Source organism: Pseudomonas sp. LFS044, assembly GCF_047978245.1.
In the GTDB taxonomy this organism is placed as follows: Bacteria; Pseudomonadota; Gammaproteobacteria; order Pseudomonadales; family Pseudomonadaceae; genus Aquipseudomonas.
Genome location: NZ_JBFPFX010000003.1, coordinates 1 through 23,493, shown reverse-complemented (window position 1 = coordinate 23,493; position 23,493 = coordinate 1). Strand labels below are relative to the sequence as shown.

18 protein-coding genes are annotated in these 23,493 nt (G+C 63.2%); 15 read left to right on the top strand and 3 right to left on the bottom strand.

Annotated features, from left to right (window positions below; genetic code table 11):
- The first annotated feature begins 9 nt into the window (after positions 1-9).
- From rlmN to ACNQPL_RS02885, 10 genes are all read left to right on the top strand, one after another.
- Complete coding sequence (rlmN, locus tag ACNQPL_RS02930) at positions 10-1,155, top strand: 23S rRNA (adenine(2503)-C(2))-methyltransferase RlmN (protein ID WP_346612022.1); 1,146 nt, start codon at positions 10-12, stop codon at positions 1,153-1,155.
- A 13-nt stretch (positions 1,156-1,168) separates the two neighbouring features.
- Positions 1,169-1,930, top strand: a complete 762-nt coding sequence (pilW, locus tag ACNQPL_RS02925) for a type IV pilus biogenesis/stability protein PilW (protein ID WP_416465811.1) — start codon at positions 1,169-1,171, stop codon at positions 1,928-1,930.
- Positions 1,927-2,943, top strand: coding sequence for a RodZ domain-containing protein (locus tag ACNQPL_RS02920; RefSeq protein WP_416465809.1), 1,017 nt, complete (start codon positions 1,927-1,929; stop codon positions 2,941-2,943). The genes pilW and ACNQPL_RS02920 overlap by 4 nt, the downstream gene beginning before the upstream one ends.
- Positions 2,944-2,946: 3 nt before the next feature.
- Positions 2,947-4,056, top strand: a complete 1,110-nt coding sequence (gene ispG / locus ACNQPL_RS02915; protein WP_012316136.1) for a flavodoxin-dependent (E)-4-hydroxy-3-methylbut-2-enyl-diphosphate synthase — start codon at positions 2,947-2,949, stop codon at positions 4,054-4,056.
- A 24-nt stretch (positions 4,057-4,080) separates the two neighbouring features.
- Positions 4,081-5,370 (top strand): histidine--tRNA ligase, encoded by a 1,290-nt coding sequence (gene hisS, locus ACNQPL_RS02910; protein WP_416465806.1) that lies wholly within the window; start codon positions 4,081-4,083, stop codon positions 5,368-5,370.
- A gap of 39 nt (positions 5,371-5,409) precedes the next feature.
- Complete coding sequence (locus ACNQPL_RS02905) at positions 5,410-6,051, top strand: tetratricopeptide repeat protein (RefSeq protein WP_416465805.1); 642 nt, start codon at positions 5,410-5,412, stop codon at positions 6,049-6,051.
- 1 nt (position 6,052) lies between these two features.
- A complete protein-coding gene (bamB, locus tag ACNQPL_RS02900) occupies positions 6,053-7,195 on the top strand; it encodes an outer membrane protein assembly factor BamB (RefSeq protein WP_346612015.1) in 1,143 nt (380 codons plus the stop codon).
- Between the two features lie 117 nt (positions 7,196-7,312).
- Positions 7,313-8,776: a ribosome biogenesis GTPase Der gene (gene der, locus ACNQPL_RS02895; RefSeq protein ID WP_346612014.1), complete on the top strand. Its 1,464-nt coding sequence runs from the start codon at positions 7,313-7,315 to the stop codon at positions 8,774-8,776.
- A gap of 209 nt (positions 8,777-8,985) precedes the next feature.
- Positions 8,986-10,134 (top strand): pyridoxal phosphate-dependent aminotransferase, encoded by a 1,149-nt coding sequence (locus ACNQPL_RS02890; RefSeq protein WP_346612013.1) that lies wholly within the window; start codon positions 8,986-8,988, stop codon positions 10,132-10,134.
- On the top strand, positions 10,122-10,913 hold the full coding sequence (locus tag ACNQPL_RS02885; protein ID WP_346612012.1) for an amidohydrolase: 792 nt from the start codon (positions 10,122-10,124) through the stop codon (positions 10,911-10,913). The genes ACNQPL_RS02890 and ACNQPL_RS02885 overlap by 13 nt, the downstream gene beginning before the upstream one ends.
- A 49-nt stretch (positions 10,914-10,962) precedes the next feature.
- Here ACNQPL_RS02885 and ACNQPL_RS02880 read toward each other — a convergent pair whose 3' ends face one another.
- Both ACNQPL_RS02880 and ACNQPL_RS02875 read right to left on the bottom strand, forming a co-directional pair.
- A complete protein-coding gene (locus tag ACNQPL_RS02880) occupies positions 10,963-13,518 on the bottom strand; it encodes a PepSY domain-containing protein (RefSeq protein ID WP_416465802.1) in 2,556 nt (851 codons plus the stop codon).
- A gap of 102 nt (positions 13,519-13,620) precedes the next feature.
- Complete coding sequence (locus tag ACNQPL_RS02875; protein ID WP_416465800.1) at positions 13,621-15,933, bottom strand: TonB-dependent receptor; 2,313 nt, start codon at positions 15,931-15,933, stop codon at positions 13,621-13,623.
- A 221-nt stretch (positions 15,934-16,154) separates the two neighbouring features.
- Between ACNQPL_RS02875 and ACNQPL_RS02870 the strand changes: the two genes are divergently transcribed.
- The gene (locus ACNQPL_RS02870) at positions 16,155-16,835 is read left to right on the top strand and encodes a Fe2+-dependent dioxygenase (protein ID WP_346612009.1); all 681 of its coding nucleotides are present in this window, start codon (positions 16,155-16,157) and stop codon (positions 16,833-16,835) included.
- A 3-nt stretch (positions 16,836-16,838) separates the two neighbouring features.
- Entirely contained in the window at positions 16,839-17,588 is a 750-nt protein-coding gene (locus ACNQPL_RS02865; RefSeq protein WP_416465798.1) for a tetratricopeptide repeat protein, read from the top strand.
- A 151-nt stretch (positions 17,589-17,739) separates the two neighbouring features.
- Here the strand turns inward: ACNQPL_RS02865 and ACNQPL_RS02860 are convergent, their stop codons facing one another.
- Positions 17,740-18,903 (bottom strand): type III PLP-dependent enzyme, encoded by a 1,164-nt coding sequence (locus ACNQPL_RS02860; protein ID WP_346612006.1) that lies wholly within the window; start codon positions 18,901-18,903, stop codon positions 17,740-17,742.
- Positions 18,904-19,407: 504 nt separating this feature from the next.
- Between ACNQPL_RS02860 and ACNQPL_RS02855 the strand changes: the two genes are divergently transcribed.
- The 3 genes from ACNQPL_RS02855 to ACNQPL_RS02845 all read left to right on the top strand — a co-directional run bounded on the left by ACNQPL_RS02855 (position 19,408) and on the right by ACNQPL_RS02845 (position 23,414).
- Positions 19,408-19,896: an RNA polymerase sigma factor gene (locus ACNQPL_RS02855; RefSeq protein ID WP_346612005.1), complete on the top strand. Its 489-nt coding sequence runs from the start codon at positions 19,408-19,410 to the stop codon at positions 19,894-19,896.
- A 17-nt stretch (positions 19,897-19,913) separates the two neighbouring features.
- Entirely contained in the window at positions 19,914-20,876 is a 963-nt protein-coding gene (locus ACNQPL_RS02850) for a FecR family protein (RefSeq protein WP_416465796.1), read from the top strand.
- A 108-nt stretch (positions 20,877-20,984) separates the two neighbouring features.
- Positions 20,985-23,414, top strand: coding sequence for a TonB-dependent siderophore receptor (locus ACNQPL_RS02845; RefSeq protein WP_416465794.1), 2,430 nt, complete (start codon positions 20,985-20,987; stop codon positions 23,412-23,414).
- The last annotated feature ends 79 nt before the right edge of the window (positions 23,415-23,493 follow it).

Sequence of the window (23,493 nt, the reverse complement as noted above, 5' to 3'; positions counted from 1 at the left end):
GGTGAATCCATGACGACATCTACTGGCAAAATCAACCTGTTGGGCCTGACCCAGCCGGAAATGGAACAATTCTTCGACTCGATCGGGGAGAAACGCTTCCGTGCCGGCCAGGTGATGAAATGGATTCACCATTTTGGCGTCGATGATTTCGCCGCCATGACGAACGTCGGCAAGGCCTTGCGCGAAAAGCTCGAGGCTGTTGCCGAAATTCGCCCACCGGAAGTGGTCAGTGAAGACATTTCCGCCGACGGCACCCGCAAGTGGGTGATCCGCGTTGCCTCCGGCAGCTGCGTCGAGACCGTCTACATTCCCACCGACGATCGCGGCACCCTGTGCGTATCGTCGCAAGCCGGCTGCGCCCTGGACTGCAGTTTCTGCTCCACCGGCAAGCAAGGCTTCAACAGCAACCTCACCGCCGCCGAAGTGATTGGCCAGGTGTGGCTTGCGAACAAATCTTTCGGGACCGTCCCGGCCAAAGTCGACCGCGCGATTACCAACGTGGTCATGATGGGCATGGGCGAGCCTCTGCTGAATTTCGACAATGTCATCGCCGCCATGAAGATCATGATGGATGATCTGGGCTATGGCATTTCCAAGCGTCGCGTCACGCTGTCCACCTCGGGCGTGGTGCCGATGATCGACGAACTGGCCAAGCACATCGATGTGTCGCTGGCCCTGTCGCTGCACGCGCCAAACGACGAACTGCGCAACCAGTTGGTACCGATCAACAAGAAGTACCCGCTGAAGGTGCTGCTGGAATCGTGCATGGGCTACATGGCCACCCTGGGTGGCAAGCGCGTGCTGACGGTCGAGTACACCCTGCTCAAGGACGTCAACGACCAGCCCGAACACGCCGCGCAGATGATCGAGCTGCTGCGCGATGTGCCGTGCAAGATCAACCTGATCCCGTTCAACCCGTTCCCGCACTCCGGTTACGAGCGCCCTAGCAACAATGCTATCCGCCGCTTCCAGGACATGCTGCACCACGGCGGCTTCAACGTGACCACGCGCACCACCCGCGGCGAAGACATCGACGCCGCCTGTGGTCAGCTGGTCGGTCAGGTCAATGATCGCACCCGCCGCAGCGAGCGCTACATCGCCGTACGCCAGTTGTCTGCCGACGCCGAGCTGCAAGACAGCGCTGTGCGCCACTGAGCCAGGGCCTGTCATGAGCCTGCGCGCCGCGCTGTCGATCTTCGCACTGTCGCTGCTGGCCGGATGCGTAGCGGGCGGCGCGAACGACCCTCTGGCCAGTCGCCAGGGGCGAGTGGAGGCCGGGCGCGCCTATGTGCAGCTGGGGCTTGGCTATTTGCAACAAGGTTTGACCGAGCAGGCGAAGGCCCCGCTGGGCCAGGCACTGGCGCTGGACGCCCGTGATGCCGACGCCCACTCCGCCCTGGCCGTGGTGTTCCAGGCCGAAGGCGAGCCGGCACTGGCCGAGACTCACTTCAAAAAAGCGCTGTCGGCACGCCCCAACGACACGCGAATTCGCAACAACTACGGCAGTTTCCTATATGCTCAGCAGCGTTTTGCCGAAGCCGAGCAGATGTTTCGTCTGGCCAGCGCCGATACCCTGTATCCTGAACGTTCGCGGGTGTACGAGAACCTTGGCCTGACGGCCCTGCAGCTCGACAACCGTGACCAGGCACACACGTATCTGACCAAGGCCCTGCAACTCAATCAGCGGCAACCCAGGGCGTTGCTGGAAATGGCTGAGTTGTCCTACGAAAACAGGCATTATGTGCCGGCCCGGGACTACTACGATCGTTTCAGCCAGGTGAGCGATCACAGTGCCCGCAGCCTCCTGCTGGGCAGCCGTCTTGCCCGGGTGTTCGACGAGCAGGGCACACTGGCCGACCTGGGCCAGCAATTACAACGACTTTATCCCGGTACGCCGGAATATCAGCAATACCTGTCGGAGCAACGATGAAAGCCGCGCATCCCGAAGTAGCAGCAGCGACTGGCCAGAACCCCGGCGAGCTGTTGCGCCAGGCCCGCGAAAAACGGGAGTGGTCGCAAGCCGAGGTCGCCCGTAAGCTGAACCTCACCGTAAGTTCGCTGAACCACGTGGAATCCGGCGCCTTCGACAAGCTGCCAGGGCATACCTTCGCCCGTGGTTATATCCGCGCCTACGCCAAACTCATGGACCTCGACCAGGCGCCACTGGTCGAGGCCTTCGACCAGTACACCGGCACGCATGCCAAGGGCAGTGAAGTGCATTCGCTGGGCCGCATCGAAGAGCCGGTGCGCCTGTCGCACAACATCCTGCGCGGTGTGAGCCTGTTGCTGCTGGTCGCCGTGGTCGGTGGCAGCTTCATCTGGTGGCAGGACCAGGGCAGCCTGCCCGGCAAGGACCTGGCCAAGATCGCCCTGGAACATGTCGAAGTCGAAAGCGCCGACGGTACCACCCAGATTCACCCGCTGGACGAGCCTGAAGACCAGGCCGTGAGCGTAGGCCAGCAGGGCGAGAGCGCGCCGCTGCCGCTGGAGCAGGCCCCTGCCGAGCCCGTTGCCGGCGCCGGCAGCGAGGCCGCCCCGGCTGCCGCACCGTCTGCGCCTGTACAGCAAGCACCTGCACAAACCGCAGCACCGGCTGCAGCACCCGTTGCACCTGCCGCCCCTGTAGCCCAGGCCGCCCCTGTGGCACCTGCCGCCAGCGTGCCGGCGGTCGCCGCCGCCGAGCCTGCCGCCGTACCGGCAGGCAGTGCCAAGGTCGCGATCCAGTTCGTCGCCGATTGCTGGACCCAGGTCTCCGACGGCAACGGCAAGGTGCTGTTCAGCGCCATCAAGCGCAAGGGGGACAGCCTGGAACTGACCGGCAAGCCGCCGTTCGCGGTGCGCCTGGGCTTTGCCCGCGGCGCCCAGGTCAGCTACAACGGCCAGCCCGTCGATGTTGCCCCGTTCACCAGTGGCGAGACTGCTCGCCTGAAGTTGGGACAGTAAGTCATGCACGGCGAATCTCCGATCAAACGTCGCGAATCCCGCAAAATCTGGGTCGGCAATGTACCGGTGGGTGGGGATGCGCCCATCGCTGTACAGAGCATGACCAACACCGACACCAACGATGTCGCCGCCACCGTAGGGCAGATCCAGCGCCTGGTCGATGCCGGCGTCGACATCGTTCGCGTCTCGGTACCGGACATGGACGCTGCCGAGGCCTTCGGCAAGATCAAGCAACTGGTCAGCGTGCCGCTGGTCGCCGACATCCACTTCGACTACAAGATCGCACTGCGCGTGGCCGAACTGGGCGTTGATTGCCTGCGGATCAACCCGGGCAACATCGGCCGTGAAGACCGGGTGCGCGCCGTGGTCGATGCCGCGCGCGACCGGGGCATTCCGATCCGTATCGGTGTCAACGCGGGCTCGCTGGAAAAGGACCTGCAGAAGAAGTACGGTGAGCCTACCCCGGCTGCGTTGGTGGAGTCGGCCCTGCGCCACGTCGAGCACCTCGACCGTCTGGACTTCCAGGACTTCAAGGTCAGCGTCAAGGCCTCCGACGTGTTCATGGCCGTCGAAGCCTACCGCTTGCTGGCCAAGCAGATCATCCAGCCGCTGCACCTGGGCATCACCGAAGCCGGTGGCCTGCGCTCGGGGACGGTGAAATCCGCCGTCGGCCTCGGTATGCTGCTGGCCGAAGGCATCGGCGATACCATTCGTATCTCGCTGGCTGCCGACCCGGTTGAAGAGGTGAAGGTCGGCTACGACATCCTCAAGTCGCTGCACCTGCGTTCGCGTGGCATCAATTTCATCGCCTGCCCGAGCTGCTCGCGGCAGAACTTCGATGTGGTCAAGACCATGAACGAGCTGGAAGGGCGCCTGGAAGACCTGCTGGTACCGCTGGACGTGGCGGTGATCGGTTGCGTGGTCAACGGCCCTGGCGAAGCCAAGGAAGCCCACGTGGGGCTTACCGGCGGTACGCCGAACCTGATCTACATCGACGGCAAGCCGGCGCAGAAGCTGACCAATGACAACCTGGTCGATGAGCTGGAAAAGCTCATCCGCCAGAAAGCGGCCGAAAAGGTCGAAGCCGACGCGGCGCTGATCGCCCGCGGCTGACACACAGATTCGTAAGGACTTTTCGTGAGCAAATCGCTGCAAGCCATCCGTGGCATGAACGACATCCTGCCAGAGCAGTCGCCGCTGTGGCGCTACTTCGAGAGCACCGTTGCCGGCCTGCTGGACACCTATGGGTACAGCCAGATCCGCACGCCGATCGTCGAGTTCACCGAGCTGTTCAAGCGCTCCATCGGTGAAGTCACCGATATCGTCGAAAAAGAGATGTACACCTTCGAGGACCGCAACGGCGATTCGCTGACCTTGCGCCCTGAAGGCACCGCCGCCTGCGTGCGTGCCGTGCTGGAACATGGCATCACCGGCAACGGCCAGGTGCAGAAGCTGTGGTACATCGGCCAGATGTTCCGCCACGAGCGCCCGCAAAAAGGCCGCTACCGCCAGTTCCATCAGATCGGCGTGGAAGTGTTCAACCTGGACGGCCCGGACATCGATGCCGAACTGATCATGCTGACCTGGCGCCTGTGGGGCCTGCTGGGCATCCAGGACGCGGTCAAGCTCGAGCTGAACAGCCTGGGCACCAGCGAAGCCCGTGCCCGCTACCGTGACGCGCTGGTCGAGTTTCTCTCGGCGCGCCTGGAGCAGCTCGACGAAGACAGCCAGCGCCGCCTCAAGAGCAACCCGCTGCGCATCCTCGACAGCAAGGACCAGGGCACCCAGGCGGTGCTGGTTGGCGCGCCGAAGCTGGAAGACTACCTCGACGACGATTCCCGCGTGCACTTCGAGGGCCTCAAGGCCCGCCTCGACGCCGCCGGTATCCCGTTCGTGATCAACATCAAGCTGGTGCGTGGCCTGGACTACTACAGCAAGACCGTGTTCGAGTGGGTAACCGACAAGCTCGGCGCCCAGGGCACTGTCTGCGCCGGTGGCCGCTACGACGGCCTGGTCGAGCAGATGGGCGGCAAGCCGACCCCGGGTGTTGGCTTCGCCATGGGTATCGAGCGCCTGATTCTGCTGCTGGAAACCCTCGGCAAGGTGCCGGAGTCCATCAACCGCCAGATCGACGTCTACCTGTGCGCCTTCGGCGAGCAGGCCGAACTGGCCGGCCTGCGCCTGTCCGAACGCCTGCGTGATCACCTGCCTGGCCTGCGCCTGGCGGTCAACGCCGGCGGCGGCAGCTTCAAGAGCCAGTTCAAGAAAGCCGACAAGAGCGGCGCGCTGTTCGCGCTGATTCTGGGCGACGACGAACTGGCCAAGCAAGAGATCGGCCTGAAGCCCCTGCGTGGTCAGGGCGAACAACAGAACATTGCCTGGGATGCTCTGGCTGAGCACCTGGAAACCGCGATCGCTCAGGCGTAACGCGGTTCAACAAGCGAATAGGCGAAAAGGAGTATTGGGGTGTCGAGTACTGATGATGATGACCTGGCAGGGGTCAAGGACTGGTGGAACCGCAACGGCAAGCCGCTGCTGACCGGCGCGCTGCTGGCCGGTGTGGTGGTGCTGGGCTGGAATACCTGGCACAAGTACCAGAACAACCAGTCGCAAGGCGCCTCGCAGCTGTATCAGGCCCTGCTGGAAACCAGCCTGACGCCGAGCGGCGAGCCAGACGCGACCAAGGTCGCTGAACTGTCCGGCAAGCTCAAGAGCGAGTTCGGCGGTACCGCCTATGCCCAGTACGGCAGCCTGTTCGTGGCCAAGGTCGCAGTAGAAAGCGGCAAGCTCGACGACGCCGCTGCCGAACTCAAGGCCGTGCTGGACAAGCCGGCCGACGTGACCCTGGGCGAAATCTCGCGCCAGCGCCTGGCACGCGTACTCGCAGCCCAGGACAAGGCCGAAGATGCGCTCAAGCTGCTTGACGGCGACGCTGACAAGGCGTTTCTGGCCAGCCGTGAAGAATTGAAGGGTGACTTGCTGGTGCAGCTGGGCCGCGCCGACGATGCCCACAGCGCTTATGAAAAAGCCAAGGCTGCGCTGTCTGATGAAGCGGCGGTCGGTGGCCTGCAACTGAAGCTGGATGACTTGGCCAAAGGGGACGCGTGACGTGATCGGTTGGAAACAAGCAGCAGTGCTGACCCTGGCCGTACTGGCCGCAGGTTGCAGCAGCAACAGCAAGAAGGAACTGCCTCCGGCCGAGCTGACCAAGTTCACCGAAGAAGTGGTGCTGAAGAAGCAGTGGAGCCGTTCGATCGGTGACGGCCAGGGTGAGACTTACAACACCCTGGTACCGGCCATCGAGAACGACCGCATCTACGCCTCCGACGTCAACGGCGAAGTCTTCGCCCTCGACCGCAATACCGGTGACGTGGTGTGGAAGAAGGACCTGGAGCTGCCTGTTTCCGGCGCAGTCGGCGTAGGCTATGGCCTGGTCATGCTCGGCACCCTCAAGGGTGAAGTGATTGCCCTGGACTCCAGCACCGGCGAAGAGCGCTGGCGTTCACGCGTTACCAGTGAAGTCCTGGCGCCACCTGCCAACAACGGTGATGTCGTGGTGGTGCAGACCCAGGACGATCGCCTGATCGGCCTGGATGCCGCAACCGGCGACCGCCGCTGGATCTACGAAAACACCCCGGCCGTTCTGACCCTGCGTGGTACCGGTGCACCGATCGCCACCAACCGACTGGCCGTTGCTGGCCTGTCCACCGGCAAGGTGGTGGCGGTGGATATCAACAACGGCGTACCCGTGTGGGAAAGCCGTGTGGCTATCCCGCAGGGCCGTTCCGAATTGGACCGTGTGGTCGATATCGACGGCGGCTTGCTGCTGTCGGGTGGTACCCTGTACGTCAGCACCTACCAGGGCCGTGTAGCGGGCCTGGACCTGGAAAGCGGCCGTGTGGTCTGGCAGCGTGATGCTTCCAGCTACGTGGGTGTCGCCCAGGGTTACGGTAACGTCTATGTCAGCGAAGCTTCCGGCACTGTCGAGAGCGTCGACGAGCGCTCTTCCAGCGCCCTGTGGACCAACGACTCGATGGCACGCCGTCAGTTGTCGGCACCTGAAGTGTTCTCCAGCTACGTGGCTGTAGGTGACTTTGAGGGTTACCTGCACCTGCTCAGCCAGGTCGACGGCCGTTTCGTCGGCCGTGAGCGTATCGACAGTGATGGCCTGCGCGCCCGGCCCCTGGTGGTCGGCGACACCATCTATGTCTTCGGCAACAGCGGCAAGCTCGAGGCACTGACCATCCGCTGAAGCTATGCTCAAGGCCGCTACAGGCCTTGAGTTGCGGCGTAGGACACGCCGCCCGAACTCCGGCCGCTGCCTTGCAGCGGCCTTTGCATTTTCAAGAATTCAAGAGTGGAGAGCCGCATGGTTCCCGTAATCGCCCTGGTGGGACGGCCGAACGTCGGCAAATCCACCATGTTCAACCGCCTGACCAAAACCCGCGATGCCATCGTCGGTGACCTGTCGGGTTTGACCCGTGACCGCCAGTATGGTGATGCCAGCTGGCAGGGTCGCTCCTTCATCCTGATCGACACCGGTGGTATCACCGGTGACGAAGTGGGCATGGACGAGAAAATGGCCGAGCAGTCGCTCATGGCCATCGAAGAAGCTGACTATGTGCTGTTCCTGGTCGATGCCCGCGCCGGCATGACTGCGGCAGACCAGATGATTGCCGAGCACCTGCGCAAGCGCAACAAGGCGGCAATCCTGGTCGCCAACAAGATCGACAACATCGACCCCGATGTTGCCCGCGCCGAGTTCTCGCCGATGGGCATGGGCAACGCCATTCCAGTGGCGGGCTCCCAGGGCCGTGGTATCAACGCCCTGATGGAAGCCGTGCTCGGTCACCTGCCGCGTGATGCCGAGGAAGAAGCCCTCGACCAGAACGTCGCCGAAGGCGAGGAAGCCGTACGCATTCCTGGCCCAAGCGAAAAGGATGGCATCAAGATCGCCATCATCGGCCGCCCCAACGTGGGCAAGTCGACCCTGGTCAACCGCATGCTCGGTGAAGAGCGTGTGGTGGTCTACGACGAGCCGGGTACTACCCGCGACAGTATCTACATCCCGTTCGAGCGCGATGGTGACAAGTACACCTTCATCGACACCGCCGGGGTGCGCAAGCGCGGCAAGATCCACGAGGAAGTCGAAAAGTTCTCGGTGGTGAAGACGCTGCAGGCGATCAAGGACGCCAACGTGGTGATCTTCGTCATGGACGCCCGCGAAGGTGTGGTCGACCACGACCTCAACCTGCTGGGCTTTGCCCTCGAAGCCGGCCGCGCAATCGTCATCGCCCTGAACAAGTGGGATGGCATGGAGCCAGGCGAACGCGCCTACGTGAAGACCGAGCTGGAGCGCCGGCTGTTCTTCGTCGACTTCGCCGATATTCACTTCATTTCCGCGCTGCACGGCACGGGCGTTGGCAACCTGTACAAATCGGTGCAGGCCGCGTTCAAGTCGGCGGTCACCCGCTGGCCGACCAGCCGCCTGACGCAGATTCTCGAAGATGCCGTCAGCGAGCACCAACCGCCGCTGGTCAACGGCCGCCGCATCAAGCTGCGTTATGCCCACCTGGGTGGTGCCAACCCGCCGCTGATCGTGATCCACGGCAACCAGACCGAGAGCATTCCCAAGTCGTACTCGCGTTACCTGGAAAACACCTACCGCCGCGTGCTCAAACTGGTCGGTACGCCGATCCGCATCGAGTACAAGGGCGGTGAAAACCCGTATGAGGGCAAGAAAAACACCCTCACCGACCGCCAGGTCAACAAGAAACGCCGCTTGATGTCGCACCACAAGAAGGCCGAGAAGAAGCGCCGCGACAAGCGCTAAGTAGCATCATTTGGGAGCGGCTTGCCCCGCGAAGCAGGCAACGCGATGGATGGCACGGGCTTCGCCCGTGTTCGCGGGGCAAGCCCGCTCCCACAGAGGCCCTTTGATCCAACGCAATCCCGCTATTTTTTCAACCTTTTTCCTGACTGCTCGATCCGCTATGCTCGGACTCCACCCCGTGCCGGATACACCCCAGGAAAGAGGGCTCCATGATCCGCAGCAAACTGCCGAATGTCGGCACGACCATCTTCACCACCATGTCCCAGCTCGCCGTGCAGACTGGCGCGCTCAATCTCTCCCAGGGTTTCCCCGACTTCAATGGCCCGCAGGCACTGCTCGATGCAGTCGGCCGCCATGTGTCGGCCGGGCATAACCAGTACGCGCCGATGACGGGCTTGCCGGCCCTGCGCCAGCAGGTGGCCGCCAAAGTCGAGCGCCTGTACGGGGCCAAGGTCGATGCCGACCAGGAAGTGACCATCACCCCGGGCGCCACCGAGGCGATCTTCTGCGCGATTCAGGCGGTGATTCACCCCGGTGACGAGGTCATCGTCTTCGACCCCTGCTACGACAGCTATGAGCCATCCGTGGAGCTGGCTGGGGGCCGTTGCGTGCATGTGCAACTGAGTGACGGCGACTTGCGCATCGACTGGCAGAAGTTCAGCGATGCCTTGAGCCCGCGCACGCGCATGGTCATCCTCAATTCGCCACACAATCCCAGTGGCGCCCTGATCACCCGTGAAGACCTCGACCAGCTGGCCCGGCTGATCGCCGACCGCGAGATCTACCTGATCAGCGACGAAGTCTACGAGCACCTGGTGTACGACGGCGTACGCCACGCCAGCGTATTGGCCCATGCCGAGCTGTACAGCCGAGCCTTCGTGGTCAGTTCGTTCGGCAAGACCTACCATGTGACCGGCTGGAAGACCGGCTACGTGATCGCTCCGCCGGGCTTGAGCGCCGAAATGCGCAAGGTGCACCAGTACGTCAACTTCTGCGGCGTGACGCCCCTGCAATGCGCATTGGCCGACTTCATGGCCGAGCACCCCGAGCACATCGATGAGCTGCCGGCTTTCTACCAGGCCAAGCGCGACCTGTTCTGCGACCTGCTCGAAGGCTCACGCTTCAGCTTTACCCGCACCGCGGGCACCTATTTCCAGCTGGTGGACTATTCGCAGATCCGCCCCGACCTGAACGACGTCGACATGGCCTTGTGGCTGACCCGTGAACACGGCGTGGCGACCATCCCGGTGTCGGTGTTCTACCAGCAACCCATCCCCGAGCAACGCCTGGTGCGCCTGTGCTTTGCCAAACGTGAGGAGACGCTGCGTCAGGCAGCGGAAAAACTATGCGCGATCTGAGTGCACTGCCCAACCTGAAAATCGCCTTGGTGCAAACCACGCTGGCCTGGCACGACCGCGAAGCCAACTATGCGCATTTCGAGGTATTGCTCGACCAGGCAGGCGATGCCGACCTGGTGATCCTGCCCGAAATGTTCACCACCGGTTTTTCCATGGAGTCGGAAAGCCTGGCCGAGCCTGAGAACGGCCCGACCTATAAATGGCTCAAGGCTCAGGCCAAACGGATCAACGCCGTGGTCACCGGCAGCGTGATCATCCAGGCCGCCGATGGCAGCCACCGCAACCGCCTGCTCTGGGCACGCCCCGACGGTGAGATCCTGCATTACGACAAACGCCACCTGTTCCGCATGGCGGGCGAGCACAAGCATTACACCCCCGGCGAGCGCCAGGTACAGTTCGAAATCAAGGGATGGCGCGTGCGCCCGCTGATCTGCTACGACCTGCGCTTCCCGGTATGGAGCCGTGATTCGCAGGACACCGACCTGCTGCTGTACACCGCCAACTGGCCGGCGGCCCGCCGCCAGCACTGGAACCGCCTGCTGCCGGCGCGGGGTATCGAGAACCTGTGCTTCGTGGCGGCGGTGAACCGCGTGGGTACCGATGGCAAGGGCTTTGCCTATTCAGGCGACAGTCAGGTGCTGGACTTTCAGGGCGAGAGCCTGTTGAGTGCCGGTGAGGCGGATGGGGTGTTTACCGTGGTGCTGCGGGCTGCTGAACTGGCGGCTTACCGAACCCGCTTCCCGGCCAATCTGGATGCCGATACCTTCGAGCTGCATTAAGCCAGTACCTGCCTCTTCGCGGGGCAGGTACTAACCCATCAGTTCGTGTTCAGTAAACATCCCGCCGATAACGCCCATCCTCGATCAACTGCTCGACCACGTCTTCGCCAAGGATGCCCTTGAGCGCCGCATCGACGCCGGCGGCCATGCCCTGCAGGCTTCCACAGACATACACGCAAGCGCCATCGGCCACCCAGCGCTTGAATGCCTCGGCCTGCTGCAGCAGCACGTCCTGCACATACACCTTCTCGGCCTGGTCGCGCGAAAACGCCAGGTCCAGCCGCGCCAGGTCGCCGTTGTCGAGCCAGGCTTGCAGCTCATCGCCACACAGCAGGTCATGGGCGCGGTTACGTTCACCGAACAGCAGCCAGTTGCGCTGTTCACCGGCATTGACCCGCGCGCGCAACAGGCTGCGCAGGCCCGCCAGGCCAGTGCCGTTGCCGATCAAAATCATCGGCGCAGCGGCCTCAGGCAGGTGGAAGCCACTGTTACGCCGCAGGCGCAGGCTCAGGGTGCCGTTCACGGGTAGATATTCGGTCAGCCAGCCAGAGCCCAGACCAAGGTTGCCGTCGCAGTGGCGCTCCTGGCGCACGATCAGCTCCAGCACACCGTCGCTGGCGATCGAGGCGATGGAGTATTCACGGCTGCCGATCGGTACCAGCGCATCGACCAGTGCCTGCGGCTGCAAGCCGATCAGGTGGTCGCGGCGCGTCGGCAACTGGCGGCCAGCCAAGGCCTGGCCGAGCGTCTCGTTCAGGCCGTCGAGCTGCACCCTCGCGTTGGCATCCAGTGCCATGCCATTGAGGAAAGCCTCGACCCGTGGCTGACCATTGAGCGGCAGGATCTCCACCAGGTCCCCGGCCTCCCAGCTGGCGGGCGCGTCCGGGCGCAGGCCGAGCAGGTAGACCGGTTGGCCCTGGCTGCCCGGGTTGAGCAAGGTGCGCTTGACCAGGCTCCAGCTGCCGAACGTTGGCGGCTGCCACGCGGCAACGGGTTGTGCACCCGTGAGCTGCGCCAGTTCCTGCTGCCACTGCTGCAAGGCGGCCTGGTCGGCGTTGTCGACTTCCACCGGGCTGAAGGCACTGCTGGCCCCTCGCTCGCCGAGCCAGGCCTGCAGGCGACGGGCAAAGCCGCAAAAGTGCGGGTACTGGCGGTCGCCTAGGGCCAGCACGGCATAGCTCAGGCCGTTCAGCGACCAAGGCTGGCCCAGCACCTTTCGCTCGAAGGCACGGGCGCTGTCCGGCGCTTCGCCATCACCAAAGGTGCTCACCACGAACAGCGCGCGGCGGGCCTGGCGCAGGTCCTCTTCGCCCAGCTCAGCCAACGCCCGCACCTGCACCGGCAAGCCGGCAGCTTGCAATTGGCCGGCGCTCTGCCAGGCCAATTGCTCGGCGAAACCGCTCTGGCTGGCGAAACCAATCAGCCAGCTGTCGCCGCTGCCGGTGCTGCTGGCGACGTTGCCCCGGGCGGCACGCACCTGGCGCTTCTTGCGACGGCGGTCGAGGTACAGCAACCAGCCTGTCACGAAGAACAGCGGCATGGTCAGGCTGGCGATGGTGACGATGATGCGCCCCGGCAAGCCGAAGTATTCCCCCACGTGCAAGGCGTAAACACTCTGCAGCAGCTGCGCCTTGAAGGATTTATCGGTGTAGCGGTCGTGGTTTTTTACCTGGCCGGTGGCCGGGTCGAGGACCAGGGTGTTGAACGCACGTGGGTGCGCAGCATTGTCGAGCAGGTAGAAGAGGTTGGCCGGCTGACCGCCAGCCGGCGGCAGGCGCAGGTTGTACATGGCCAGGCCTGGGCCCGCAGCATCCTTGAGGTTGGCCCAGATGGCGTCGTAATCGACCACCAGCGGCGGTGCATTCTTGTCGACTTTCTGCGGCCCGTGCCGGCCACGGCCTTCACCCCGTTTTTGCTGCTGGCCTGCAGCGGGCGCGTCGGCCAGCAGCTTGTTCAGGCCTTCGCGGTACCACTCGTAGGACCAGAACAGGCCGGTCAGCGCGAACAGCAGGTAGAACAGCAGGCACCAGGTACCTGCCACAGCGTGCAGGTCCCAGTTGAAGGCACGGCCTTTCTTGGCCCAGTCGAAGGTCAGCCAGGTGCGCCAGTTCAGCGCCTTGCGCGGCCAGCGCAGGTACAGGCCGGACAAGCAGAAGAACACCAGCATCAGGGTGCAGGCGCCGGTGATCTGCCGGCCAGTGTCGCCCATCGCCAGGAAGCGGTGCAGGGTGAGCATCAGGTTGAAGAAACCCTGCCCGGCGACTTCACCCTTGAGCTCGCCGGTGTACGGGTCGGCATAGCGCAACTCGCCACGGCGTTCGCCGGGGGCAGGGGTGAAGAAGACGCGTGCGGCATTGCCGTCGCGCACATCCACCCACAACATCGATACCTTGTCGCCTTGGGCGGCTTCGACCCGCTGCACCAACTCCGCCGGCGGCAACACGCCCTGCGGGCGCACCTCGACTTTGAGCACATCGCCATTGAACGCGCGCAGCAGTTCTTCCTGGAACGAGTACAACGCACCGGTAATGCCCATCAAGGCCAGCACCAGGCCGGCGGTGATGCCAAAGAACCAGTGCAATTGGAACAGTGTCTTCTTCACCACATCGATCACCTTGTCTTGCTGCCGCAACCTGTGCGGCGTGCATTATGCCTTGATACGCAAAAGCCCCGCTCACTGGAATGAACGGGGCTTGGGGGTGCTGCTTCAGAAGTGGACGCTGGTGGTCAGCAATGCGGTCCGGCCCGCCGCCTGGTTGGCGAAGTGGGTGGAGAACGCCTTGTCGTAGTACACCTCGTTGGTCAGGTTCTGCACGTTCAGCTGCAGGTCGACGTTCTTGGTCAGCTTGTAGGCTGCCATGGCGTCGTAGCGTACGTAGCTGTCGACCATGGTGGTGTTGGCCACGCTGCCGTAGACGTCATCCACGTAGAAGGCGCCGCCACCGACGGTCAGCTTCGGCGTGATCGAGTAAGTGGTCCACAGGCTTGCACTGTTGTTCGGCGTGTTCGGCAGCTGGTTGCCGTCGTTGGCCTTGCCCAGCGGGCCGCCGTCGATCTGGCGAGCCTGCATGTAGGTGTAGCCGGCGAACACCTGCCACTTGTCGGTCAGCTTGCCGCTGGCCGACAGCTCGATGCCCTGCACGCGGGTTTCGCCAACGTTTTCGTAGCTGGTGGTGTCCACCTGGACGCGGGCGTTTTCCTTCTCGGTGCGGAACAGCGCAGCCGCCAGGGACAGGCGCTGGTCGAGCAGGTCCCACTTGGTGCCGATTTCGTAGTTGGTGGTTTCTTCTGGCTCCATATCGCTGGACAGCAGGTTGCCAGCGCGGTCGCTGGTGTTGCCCAGCGGGTTGCCTTCGGTGCCTTCACCCAGCATTGCACCTGGGGGTGTCGCGGAGGTGGCGTAGGAAACGTAGATGCTGCCATTGTCGGCCGGTTTCCACACCAGGCCCAACTGGCCGGTGACGAATTCGCTGGTGTCGCGGCCCTTGGAGGCAACGCCCTTGGCGTTTACCACAGTGGCGCCAGCAGCGTCATAGGTACGGTACTGGGTGTCGAAGTGGTCGTAGCGCAGGCCCATGTTCAGCAGCCACTCAGGCGTCAGCTCGAGGGTGTCGAAGACGTAGATAGCGCGGGTGTTGCTCTTGGTATCGGTGCCGGCGTAGTTGCGCGCAATGTTGCCGTTCCACGGGTCGTCCGGGTTCGGATTGCTCAGCGAGGTGCAGTTGTAGCCGCTGCTGGCGCCGATCATGCTCGGGGTGCAGTTGGAGTTCGCGGCGCCGCCTGGGACAGTGTCGGTGTCGACCGTGTACGACGAACGCGTGCTTTCCTCACGGCTCAGCTCGATACCGGTGGAGAAGCTGTTCTTCAAACCGCCCAGGTAGAACTCGCCGAACAGGTCGGTCTGGTTGGTGGTGGTCGCAGTATTGCCCACACGGGAGTTGGCGCGCCGCCAGAGGCTGCCGTTGTTGACGTTGCCCTTGCTGTCGTCAGGCTGGGTCAGGATGTAGTCCTGCATGCTGTTGCCGTGACGCAGGGTGTTCTTGACGGTCAGCGAGTCGGTCAGGTCGTGTTCAATGGCGAAGGTCGCGATGTCGACGCGGCTCTTGCGGAAGTCGCGACCGGTCAGGCCGTAGAAATTGTCACTGTCGCCGCCGTCGTACGGCTTGCTCGGGTGTGCCGAGGTGCGCGCGCCGCTGCCACCGGTCGGGATGGTGTACGGGATGCCCGAGTCCGGCAGGTCGTCGCTTTCCAGGTGGTAGTAGTCGAGGTTGACGCGGGTTGGCGTGCCCAGGCCAAAGGCCAGGGACGGGGCAATGCCCCAACGGTCATAGTTGACCTTGTCACGGCCGGCAACGTTGCTTTCGTGGGTCATCAGGTTGAGACGGCCGGCAACGGTGTCGCTGAACTGGTAGTTGCCATCGAAGGTGTAACGCTGGGTCTGGTCGCTGCCCCAAGTCCAGGCGCCGTCCAGGGAGTTGCCCAGGTGCGCGCGCTTGCTCACCAGGTTGATGGTGCCGCCTGCCGCACCGCGGCCGCCAATGGCCGAGTTCGGGCCTTTGGCCACCTCGACCGATTCGATGGCGAAGATTTCACGGGTTTGCGCGCCGGTATCACGCACGCCGTCCAGGTAGGTGTCGCCCTGGGCGTCGAAGCCGCGGATGAACGGGCGGTCGCCTTGCGGGTTGCCGCCTTCGCCAGCACCAAAGGTGATACCGGGTACGGTGCGCAGGGCATCCTGCAGGCTCAGGGCGTTGGTGTCCTTGATCACCTGCTGTGGGATCACGGTAACCGAGCGTGGGGTGTCCACCAACGGTGCGGTGTACTTCTGCGAGGAGGCTTTCTCGACCTTGTAATCGGTGCTGGCCTGTTCAGCCTTGCCGTTGACGCTGGTGGCGTCGAGGGTGACGGCGTTATTGGTGGCTGGGTCGGCGGCATAGGCCGACGATGCGCTGAGGGCGACGCCGATGGCGGTTACGATCAGGCGAGGTGAAGACACTGCAGCTGGCACGTATGGACGCATTGTTATGGACCTTCCCCAAGGTGTGAAGGCCGCGGATCATAGTGTAAGCGATTGTAACTAACAATTGAGATTCGTTACCATTCACTAGGAATTTACAATCTTTACAAATTCTCTTTACGGTTTACATGCGCTGAAACGTCTCACGCGCCGAAAGGGCTTGTGCAGCGCAAAAGGGAATCAATATCATTGGCGCCTTTACATTCCTTGACGGTGCCGCCGCCATGCTGCTTCACATCCCCGGCTTGTTCGACGCCGACGAGCTCGCCCGCATTCGCGAGGCCCTGGAGCAAGCCGACTGGGCCGATGGCAAGGTCACGGCCGGGTATCAGTCGGCCAAGGCCAAGCATAATCTGCAGCTGCCAGAAGGCCATGCGCTGGCGAAGGAGATCGGCAGCGCGCTGATCGAGCGCCTGTGGAAGACGCCGCGATTCATGTCGGCGGCGCTGCCACACAAGGTGTTCCCGCCGTTGATCAATTGCTACCGCGAGGGTGGCAATTTCGGCTTTCACATCGATAACGCCCTGCGTCAGCCCAAGGGCAGCCCGGAGCGGGTGCGTACCGACCTGTCCTCGACGCTGTTCCTCAGTGACCCTGACAGTTATGACGGTGGCGAGTTAGTGATCCAGGACACCTACGGCGTGCAGCAGATCAAACTGGCCGCTGGCGACCTGGTGCTGTACCCCGGCACCAGCCTGCACAAGGTCAACCCGGTGACCCGTGGCGTGCGCTATGCCGCCTTCTTCTGGACCCAGAGCCTGGTCCGCGAGGACAGCCAGCGGGCATTGCTGTTCGAGATGGACAATGCCATCCAGCAACTGACTGCCGATGTACCCGAGCACCCCTCGCTGCTGCAGCTGACCGGCACCTACCACAACCTGCTGCGCCGCTGGGCTGAGGTCTGAACCGTGTCTTACCAGTTGCGTCGCGAAGAAGTGATGGATGTCGCAGGCCTCAAGGCCATGCTCGAAGAAAGCCCCGGCAAGGCCGCCCAGGCGATTCTCGCGGCGGCAGGGCAGGGGGTGAACGAGGCGCAGTTGCTGCTCGGGCAAATCCTCCTCGACGGCCGGGGCATCGAAGCCGATGCGGGCGTTGCCCGGCGCTGGTTCGGTATTGCTGCACAAGGTGGCAGTGCCATGGCGCACAACATGCTCGGGCGTTGTATGGAGCATGGTTGGGGCGGCGAGGTGAGTTTGCCGCAGGCTGCGGTTCACTATGCCCGCGCGGCCGATGCCGGGTTGGATTGGGGCCTGTATAACCTTGGCAATCTGCTGGCCACTGGGCGTGGGGTGCCGGCCAATCAGGCGCAGGCATTGCTGTGCTACGAGAAGGCTGCGCAGCAGGGGCATGCCAAATCGATGAACCTGTACGGTCGATACCTTGAGCAGGGTATCGCAACGGCGCCCAGCCCGGCGCGGGCCGTGCGCTGGTATCGGCGCTCGGCCGAAGCGGGGGATTTCCGTGGGATGTTCAGCCTGGCGTTGGTGCTGGTCGAGCGTGGCCAGCTAGCCGAGGCGGGGCAGTGGCTGGAGCAGGCGCGGGTTGAGGGGAACATGAATTTCCTGCGCAGTGCGTTGGTGACCTTGCAGGGGGCGGGGCCAGTGATGATGGCCTTTGCGGCGCGGTATGCCGAAGAGATAGCACAGCGCGAAGTGTGATGGTGTCGGTACTGGCCCTATCGCCGGCAAGCCGGCTCCCACAGGTAGCGCTCAAGGCTTGAGACTTGTGCACTTTCATGTGGGAGCCGGCTTGCCGGCGATAGGGCCGGTACAGGCATAACGAAACGGGGCCTTGCGGCCCCGTTCTGCGTTACAGGTAGTACGCCTTCAGCGGCGGGAAGCCGTTGAATTCCACCGCGCTGTAGCTGGTGGTGTAGGCACCGGTCGACAGCCAGTACAGGCGGTCACCAATGGCCAGGTTCAGCGGCAGGCCGTACTTGTAGTGCTCGTACATGATGTCGGCGCTGTCGCAGGTCGGGCCTGCGATCACCACTTCTTCCATCTCGCCTTTCTTCTCGGTCCAGATCGGGAACTTGATGGACTCGTCCATGGTTTCGATCAGGCCGGAGAATTTGCCCACGTCGGTGTACACCCAGCGCTCGACCGCGGTGCGCGACTTGCGTGCTACCAGCACCACTTCGCTGACCAGGATGCCGGCGTTGGCGATCAGCGAACGGCCTGGCTCGAGGATGATTTCCGGCAGGTCGTCACCGAAGTCTTCCTTAAGGAAGCGGATGATCTCTTCAGCGTAGGTCTCGAGGCTATTGGTACGGGTGATGTAGTTGGCCGGGAAGCCGCCACCCATGTTGATCAGCTTCAGCTCGATGCCGTCTTCTTCCTTCAGGCGCTCGAAGATCACCTTGACCTTGGCGATGGCGGCATCCCACACGCTGATGTCGCGCTGCTGCGAACCGACGTGGAAGGAGATGCCGTAAGGCACCAGGCCCAGGTCACGGGCGAGGATCAGCAGGTCCATGGCCATGTCGGTCTGGCAGCCGAACTTGCGGGACAGCGGCCAGTCGGCCGTGGTGGAGCCTTCGGTGAGGATACGCACGTAAACCTTGGAGCCCGGTGCGGCCTTGGCGATGTTGCGCAGGTCGGCTTCCGAGTCGGTGGCATACAGGCGCACGCCCTTCTCGTAGAAGTAGCGGATGTCCTTGGACTTCTTGATGGTGTTGCCGTAGCTGATACGGTCGGCGCTGACGCCGCGGCCCATTACCTTGTCCAGCTCGTAGATCGAGGCGATGTCGAAGCTCGAACCTTTGTCTTTCAGCAGGTCGATGATCTCGACCGCCGGGTTGGCCTTGACCGCATAGTAGACCTTGGCAAATTCGAAACCGGCGCGCAGGTCGTCATAGGCCTGGCTGATCATCTGGGTATCGATGAGTACGAACGGGGTTTCTTGCTTGTCGGCGAACGCCTTCATTTTCTGGAAGGTGTCGCGTGCGAAATAGTCTTCGACCTGGATCGACATGCTCAGGGACTCCATGGGCAAACTGAAAAGATAAGTGGCTGCAAACTGAACGTCCTCCGTATCCCCACTTTGGTTCGCCTACTCAGTACTTGAGCCGGATGGATCGTTTCCAGCATGGACGTTCGGCGCGCACTTTAGGGCGTGAAGAAAGCAAGATCAACAGGCAATCCGGCGGTGTTCGTCGTGGATTGCGGCCCTATCGTTTGAATAAACGACTCGTGTGACTGGCAGATGTTCCCCCAGTGTTCGCAAGCGTAAAAAATTGTGGAATGGACCGTGTCGACCCTATCGCGGGCAAGCCCGCTCCTACGGGGCTGCGCTACTGCTGTAGGAGCAGGCTTGGCCGCGATGGGGCCAGTGGTGTTCATATTTATGGCCACATTTTTCTGGCACGTCGGTCCATGAAATCCGCAAATTTTTTTTGCTACCGACTGGCGGATTTGCCGATTTTGATGAGAAACATTACTATTCGCACCCTTCTCTGCCTCCCTGACGACCCCGACCGTGTCTGGACACAAAGGCTTCCTCGACCACTACCATGAGCTGATCGGCACCTGGACGCGCAAGCTGCGCAGTCGTCAGCAGGCCGAAGACCTCACCCACGATGCCTTTGTCAGGGTGCTGGAAAACCCGCGCCAGCAGGTAGAGCAGCCACGCGCCTACCTTCACCAGACCGCACGCAACATTGCAGTGGACGGTTTTCGCCGTGAAGACCGGCGCCAGGCGCTGGAATTGGAAGCCTTCGATGAAAGCGCCACCAGCAGCGGCGACCCAGAGGCCTATGTGCACGCCCTGGAACTGGCCGACAGTGTCGAGCGGGCGCTGGCCGAGCTGCCGCTCAACTGCCGCCGGGTGTTCATCTGGCAGAAGCTCGAAGGTTTGACCCAGGCCGAGATCGCCGAGCGCATGGGTTTGACCAAGAACATGGTCGAAAAGTATATGATCCGCACGCTCCGACATCTGCGTGAGCACCTGGATGTGTCGGCACCATGAGTCAGGAGACCTTCCCCATGAAACAGCACGGTACCGATACCGTCCGCGAGCAGGCGGCCGAATGGTTCGCCCGCATGCAGGACGCACCGGAGGATGCCGGGCTGCAGGCACAGCTGCGCGCCTGGCAGGAGGCTGACCCGCAACACCGTGACGAATACCAACAGCTCGCCAACCTGTGGCGCGCCGCCGGCTACATCCCACGCCAGCGCCTGGATGCGTTGTGCCAGCCCGAGCCCGTGCAGCAATTGCCACGCCGGCGCTTGGTGCGCCAGGCCTTGGCGGCCGGTATCGCAGTGCTTGCCCTGGGGCTGGGCTGGGCTGGCTGGCAACACCAGCAGCTGAACCACCAGGACCACTTGCAGACAGCCTTTGCCGAGCGCCGCCAGGTCGAATTGCCGGACGGCTCGCGGCTGGAACTCAACGGCGGTACCCAGCTGCAGGTCGATTTCAGCACGGGCCGTCGGCATATTCAGCTGGATGCTGGCGAAGTGATGTTCACCGTCACCCACGACAGCGGGCGGCCATTCGTGGTCGATACCGCTCAGGGCAGCGTGACCGTCACGGGCACCCGCTTCGATGTGCGGCTGGACTCGGCTGCCACCCGTGTAGCGGTGGAGCAGGGTTCGGTTCGCGTGCAGGGCAAGGACGCTTCGCTGGCGCAACTGACCGCAGGCCTGGGTGCGCATATAGATGCACGAGGCAAAGTGGCAGCGCCTCATGCGGTGGATACCGCTGCGCTGACCGCCTGGCGCCAGGGCAAACTGGTGTTCGACAACGCCACCCTGGCCGACGTTGTGGCCGAAGTTTCGCGCTACCGCACCCAGCCGTTGCGTGTAGCCCCTGGCAAGGTAGCGCAGCTGCGCCTGTCCAGTACCTTCAGCACCGACGACACCGATGCCCTGTTACGCGCCCTGCCGAGCATCCTGCCGGTAGCCGTCAAAACCCATGAAGACGGTTCTCGCGAAATAATCGCGAAATAGATTCAGGTTTTTTTCAGCTCGTTCGTCTTCCTCGCCAGCTGCAACTGCCAAGCATTTCCATTTGCATGCGGTTGGCGTTTATCCCGAACTTCAGGATGCCTTGACGACGTGAACAACAACAAACCTCTGCCACGCCTGCGCGCCCTGGCGCTGGCCCTTGCGGTCGCTGCCGTGGCCGTAAACAGCCACGCCGAACAGGCTGGCAGCGCAATCCACATCCAGGCCCAACCATTGGCCTCGGCGCTGAGCCAACTGGGCCAGCAGACCAACCTTCAGCTGTTCTACAGCCCTGAACTGGTGGCCGGCAAACAGGCCCCGGCGGTGTCCGGCACGCTGGCGCCGGTGCAGGCACTGCAACAGTTGCTGCAAGGCAGCGGGCTGACGTTCGAGATGTCCCAGGACACCGTGGTGGTAAAGCCGTTGCCGACCACCCTGGACCTGGGCAGCGGTAGCCTGGAGCTGGCACCCACCGACATCAAGGTGGTCGGCGACTGGCTGGGCGACGCCGACCAGGCGGTGGTGCAGGACCACCCCGGCGCGCGCACCGTGGTGCGTCGCGAAGCCATGGTGGAGCAGGGCGCGATGAACGTGCGCGATGTACTGCGCGGCATCCCGGGCGTGCAGGTGCAGGACTCCAACGGTACCGGTGGCAGCGACCTGTCGCTGAACGTTGGTGTGCGCGGCCTGACGTCGCGCCTGTCGCCACGCTCGACGGTGCTGATCGATGGCATCCCGGCCGCCTTCGCCCCTTATGGCCAGCCGCAGTTGTCGATGGCGCCGATCTCCTCGGGCAACCTCGACAGCATCGACGTGGTACGGGGGGCAGGCTCCGTGCGCTATGGCCCGCAAAACGTCGGCGGGGTGATCAACTTCGTCACCCGGGCGATCCCGGAGAAAGCCTCGGCAGAGCTGTCCACCACCCTGGAAACCTCGCAGCGCGGGGGCTGGAAGCACACCGAATCTGCCTTCGTCGGTGGTACTGCCGACAACGGCATGGGCGTGGCGCTGCTGTACACCGGCGTGAACGGCAACGGCTACCGTGCGAGCAACAATGGTAACGACATCGACGACGTCATCCTCAAGACCCACTGGGCACCCACCGACGTCGACGAGTTCTGGCTGAACTTCCATTACTACGATGGCCGTGCCGACATGCCGGGCGGCCTGACCCAGGCGCAGTACGACAGCAACCCGTACCAGTCGCTGCGCGACTACGACTACTTTGCCGGCCGGCGCAAGGACGTGTCGTTCAAGTGGCAGCGCCAGCTCGACGACGCCACCCAGTTCGAAGTGCTGACTTATTACACCGACAGTTTCCGCGGCAGCGCCATCGCCGCGCGTGACATGAAGACCCTGTCGTCGTACCCGCGCAACTACCACACCTTCGCCATCGAGCCGCGGCTGTCGCGGATCTTCTTTGCCGGCCCGACCACCCAGGAAGTCAGCGTCGGCTACCGCTACCTGAAAGAAGCCATGCGCGAGCAGTCGACCCGCCTGGCGCTGATCGACAACGTACCGACCGTCACCCCCACCTCCGACGGCCACGTGTTCCAGGACCGCAGCGGCGGTACCGAGGCAAGCGCCTACTACATCGATGACAAGATCGATGTCGGTAACTGGACCATCACCCCGGGCATCCGCTTCGAGCACATCAACACCGACTGGCGCGACCGCCCGGTACTGGACGCCAACAACCGCCCGGTGGCCGAGAAGAAACGCAGCATCACCAGCAACGAGCCGTTGCCGGCGTTGAGCGTGATGTACCACATTTCCGATGCCTGGAAGGTATTCGCCAACTACGAGACCTCGTTCGGCAGCCTGCAGTACTTCCAACTGGGCCAGGGTGGCACCGGCAACAGCACCGCCAATGGCCTGGAGCCGGAAAAGGCCAAGACCTACGAGGTCGGTACGCGGTACGACAATGGCGGGTTCGCCGGGGAGCTGACGGCGTTCTACATCGACTTCGATGACGAACTGCAGTACATCAGCAACGATGTGGGCTGGACCAACCTGGGCGCCACCAAGCACCAGGGCATCGAGGCCTCGGTGCGTTATGACCTGGCTGGCCTGGACGCGCGTCTGGAGGGCCTGTCGGTGAACGGCGGTTACACCTACACCCGCGCCACGTATGAAGGCGAGATTCCTGGCTTCAAAGGCCGCGACCTGCCGTTCTATTCACGTCAGGTGGCCACCGCCGGCGTGCGTTACGAGGTCAACCGCTGGACCTGGAACCTGGATGCCTACGCCCAATCCAAGCAGCGCGCACCGGGTACCGGGATCAATGCCGATGGCAGCTTCAATGGCGACTACATCACCGAGCCGAGCGCCGATGGGCAGTATGGCGACATCCCAGGCTACGTGACCTGGCATGCCCGGGGGGGCTACGACTTCGGGCCGAAGATGTCCAACCTGAAGCTGGCGGCGGGGGTGAAGAACCTGTTCGACAAGCAGTACTTCACCCGCTCCAGCGACAACAATGCTGGCCTTTATGTAGGTGAGCCGCGGACCTTCTATGTGCAGGCCAGTGTAGGGTTCTGATACCGCGGCGCCCCAATCGCCGGCAAGCCGGCTCCCACAGGGACCTCCACAGGCTCAAGCCCTGCGCAGTACCTGTGGG

Coding starts and splice junctions, on each gene's coding strand:
- rlmN (WP_346612022.1), top strand. CDS start 10: ATGACGACATCTACTGGCAAAATCAACCTGTTGGGCCTGACCCAGCCG.
- pilW (WP_416465811.1), top strand. CDS start 1,169: ATGAGCCTGCGCGCCGCGCTGTCGATCTTCGCACTGTCGCTGCTGGCC.
- ACNQPL_RS02920 (WP_416465809.1), top strand. CDS start 1,927: ATGAAAGCCGCGCATCCCGAAGTAGCAGCAGCGACTGGCCAGAACCCC.
- ispG (WP_012316136.1), top strand. CDS start 2,947: ATGCACGGCGAATCTCCGATCAAACGTCGCGAATCCCGCAAAATCTGG.
- der (WP_346612014.1), top strand. CDS start 7,313: ATGGTTCCCGTAATCGCCCTGGTGGGACGGCCGAACGTCGGCAAATCC.
- ACNQPL_RS02890 (WP_346612013.1), top strand. CDS start 8,986: ATGATCCGCAGCAAACTGCCGAATGTCGGCACGACCATCTTCACCACC.
- ACNQPL_RS02885 (WP_346612012.1), top strand. CDS start 10,122: ATGCGCGATCTGAGTGCACTGCCCAACCTGAAAATCGCCTTGGTGCAA.
- ACNQPL_RS02875 (WP_416465800.1), bottom strand. CDS start 15,933: ATGCGTCCATACGTGCCAGCTGCAGTGTCTTCACCTCGCCTGATCGTA.
- ACNQPL_RS02870 (WP_346612009.1), top strand. CDS start 16,155: ATGCTGCTTCACATCCCCGGCTTGTTCGACGCCGACGAGCTCGCCCGC.
- ACNQPL_RS02860 (WP_346612006.1), bottom strand. CDS start 18,903: ATGTCGATCCAGGTCGAAGACTATTTCGCACGCGACACCTTCCAGAAA.
- ACNQPL_RS02850 (WP_416465796.1), top strand. CDS start 19,914: ATGAAACAGCACGGTACCGATACCGTCCGCGAGCAGGCGGCCGAATGG.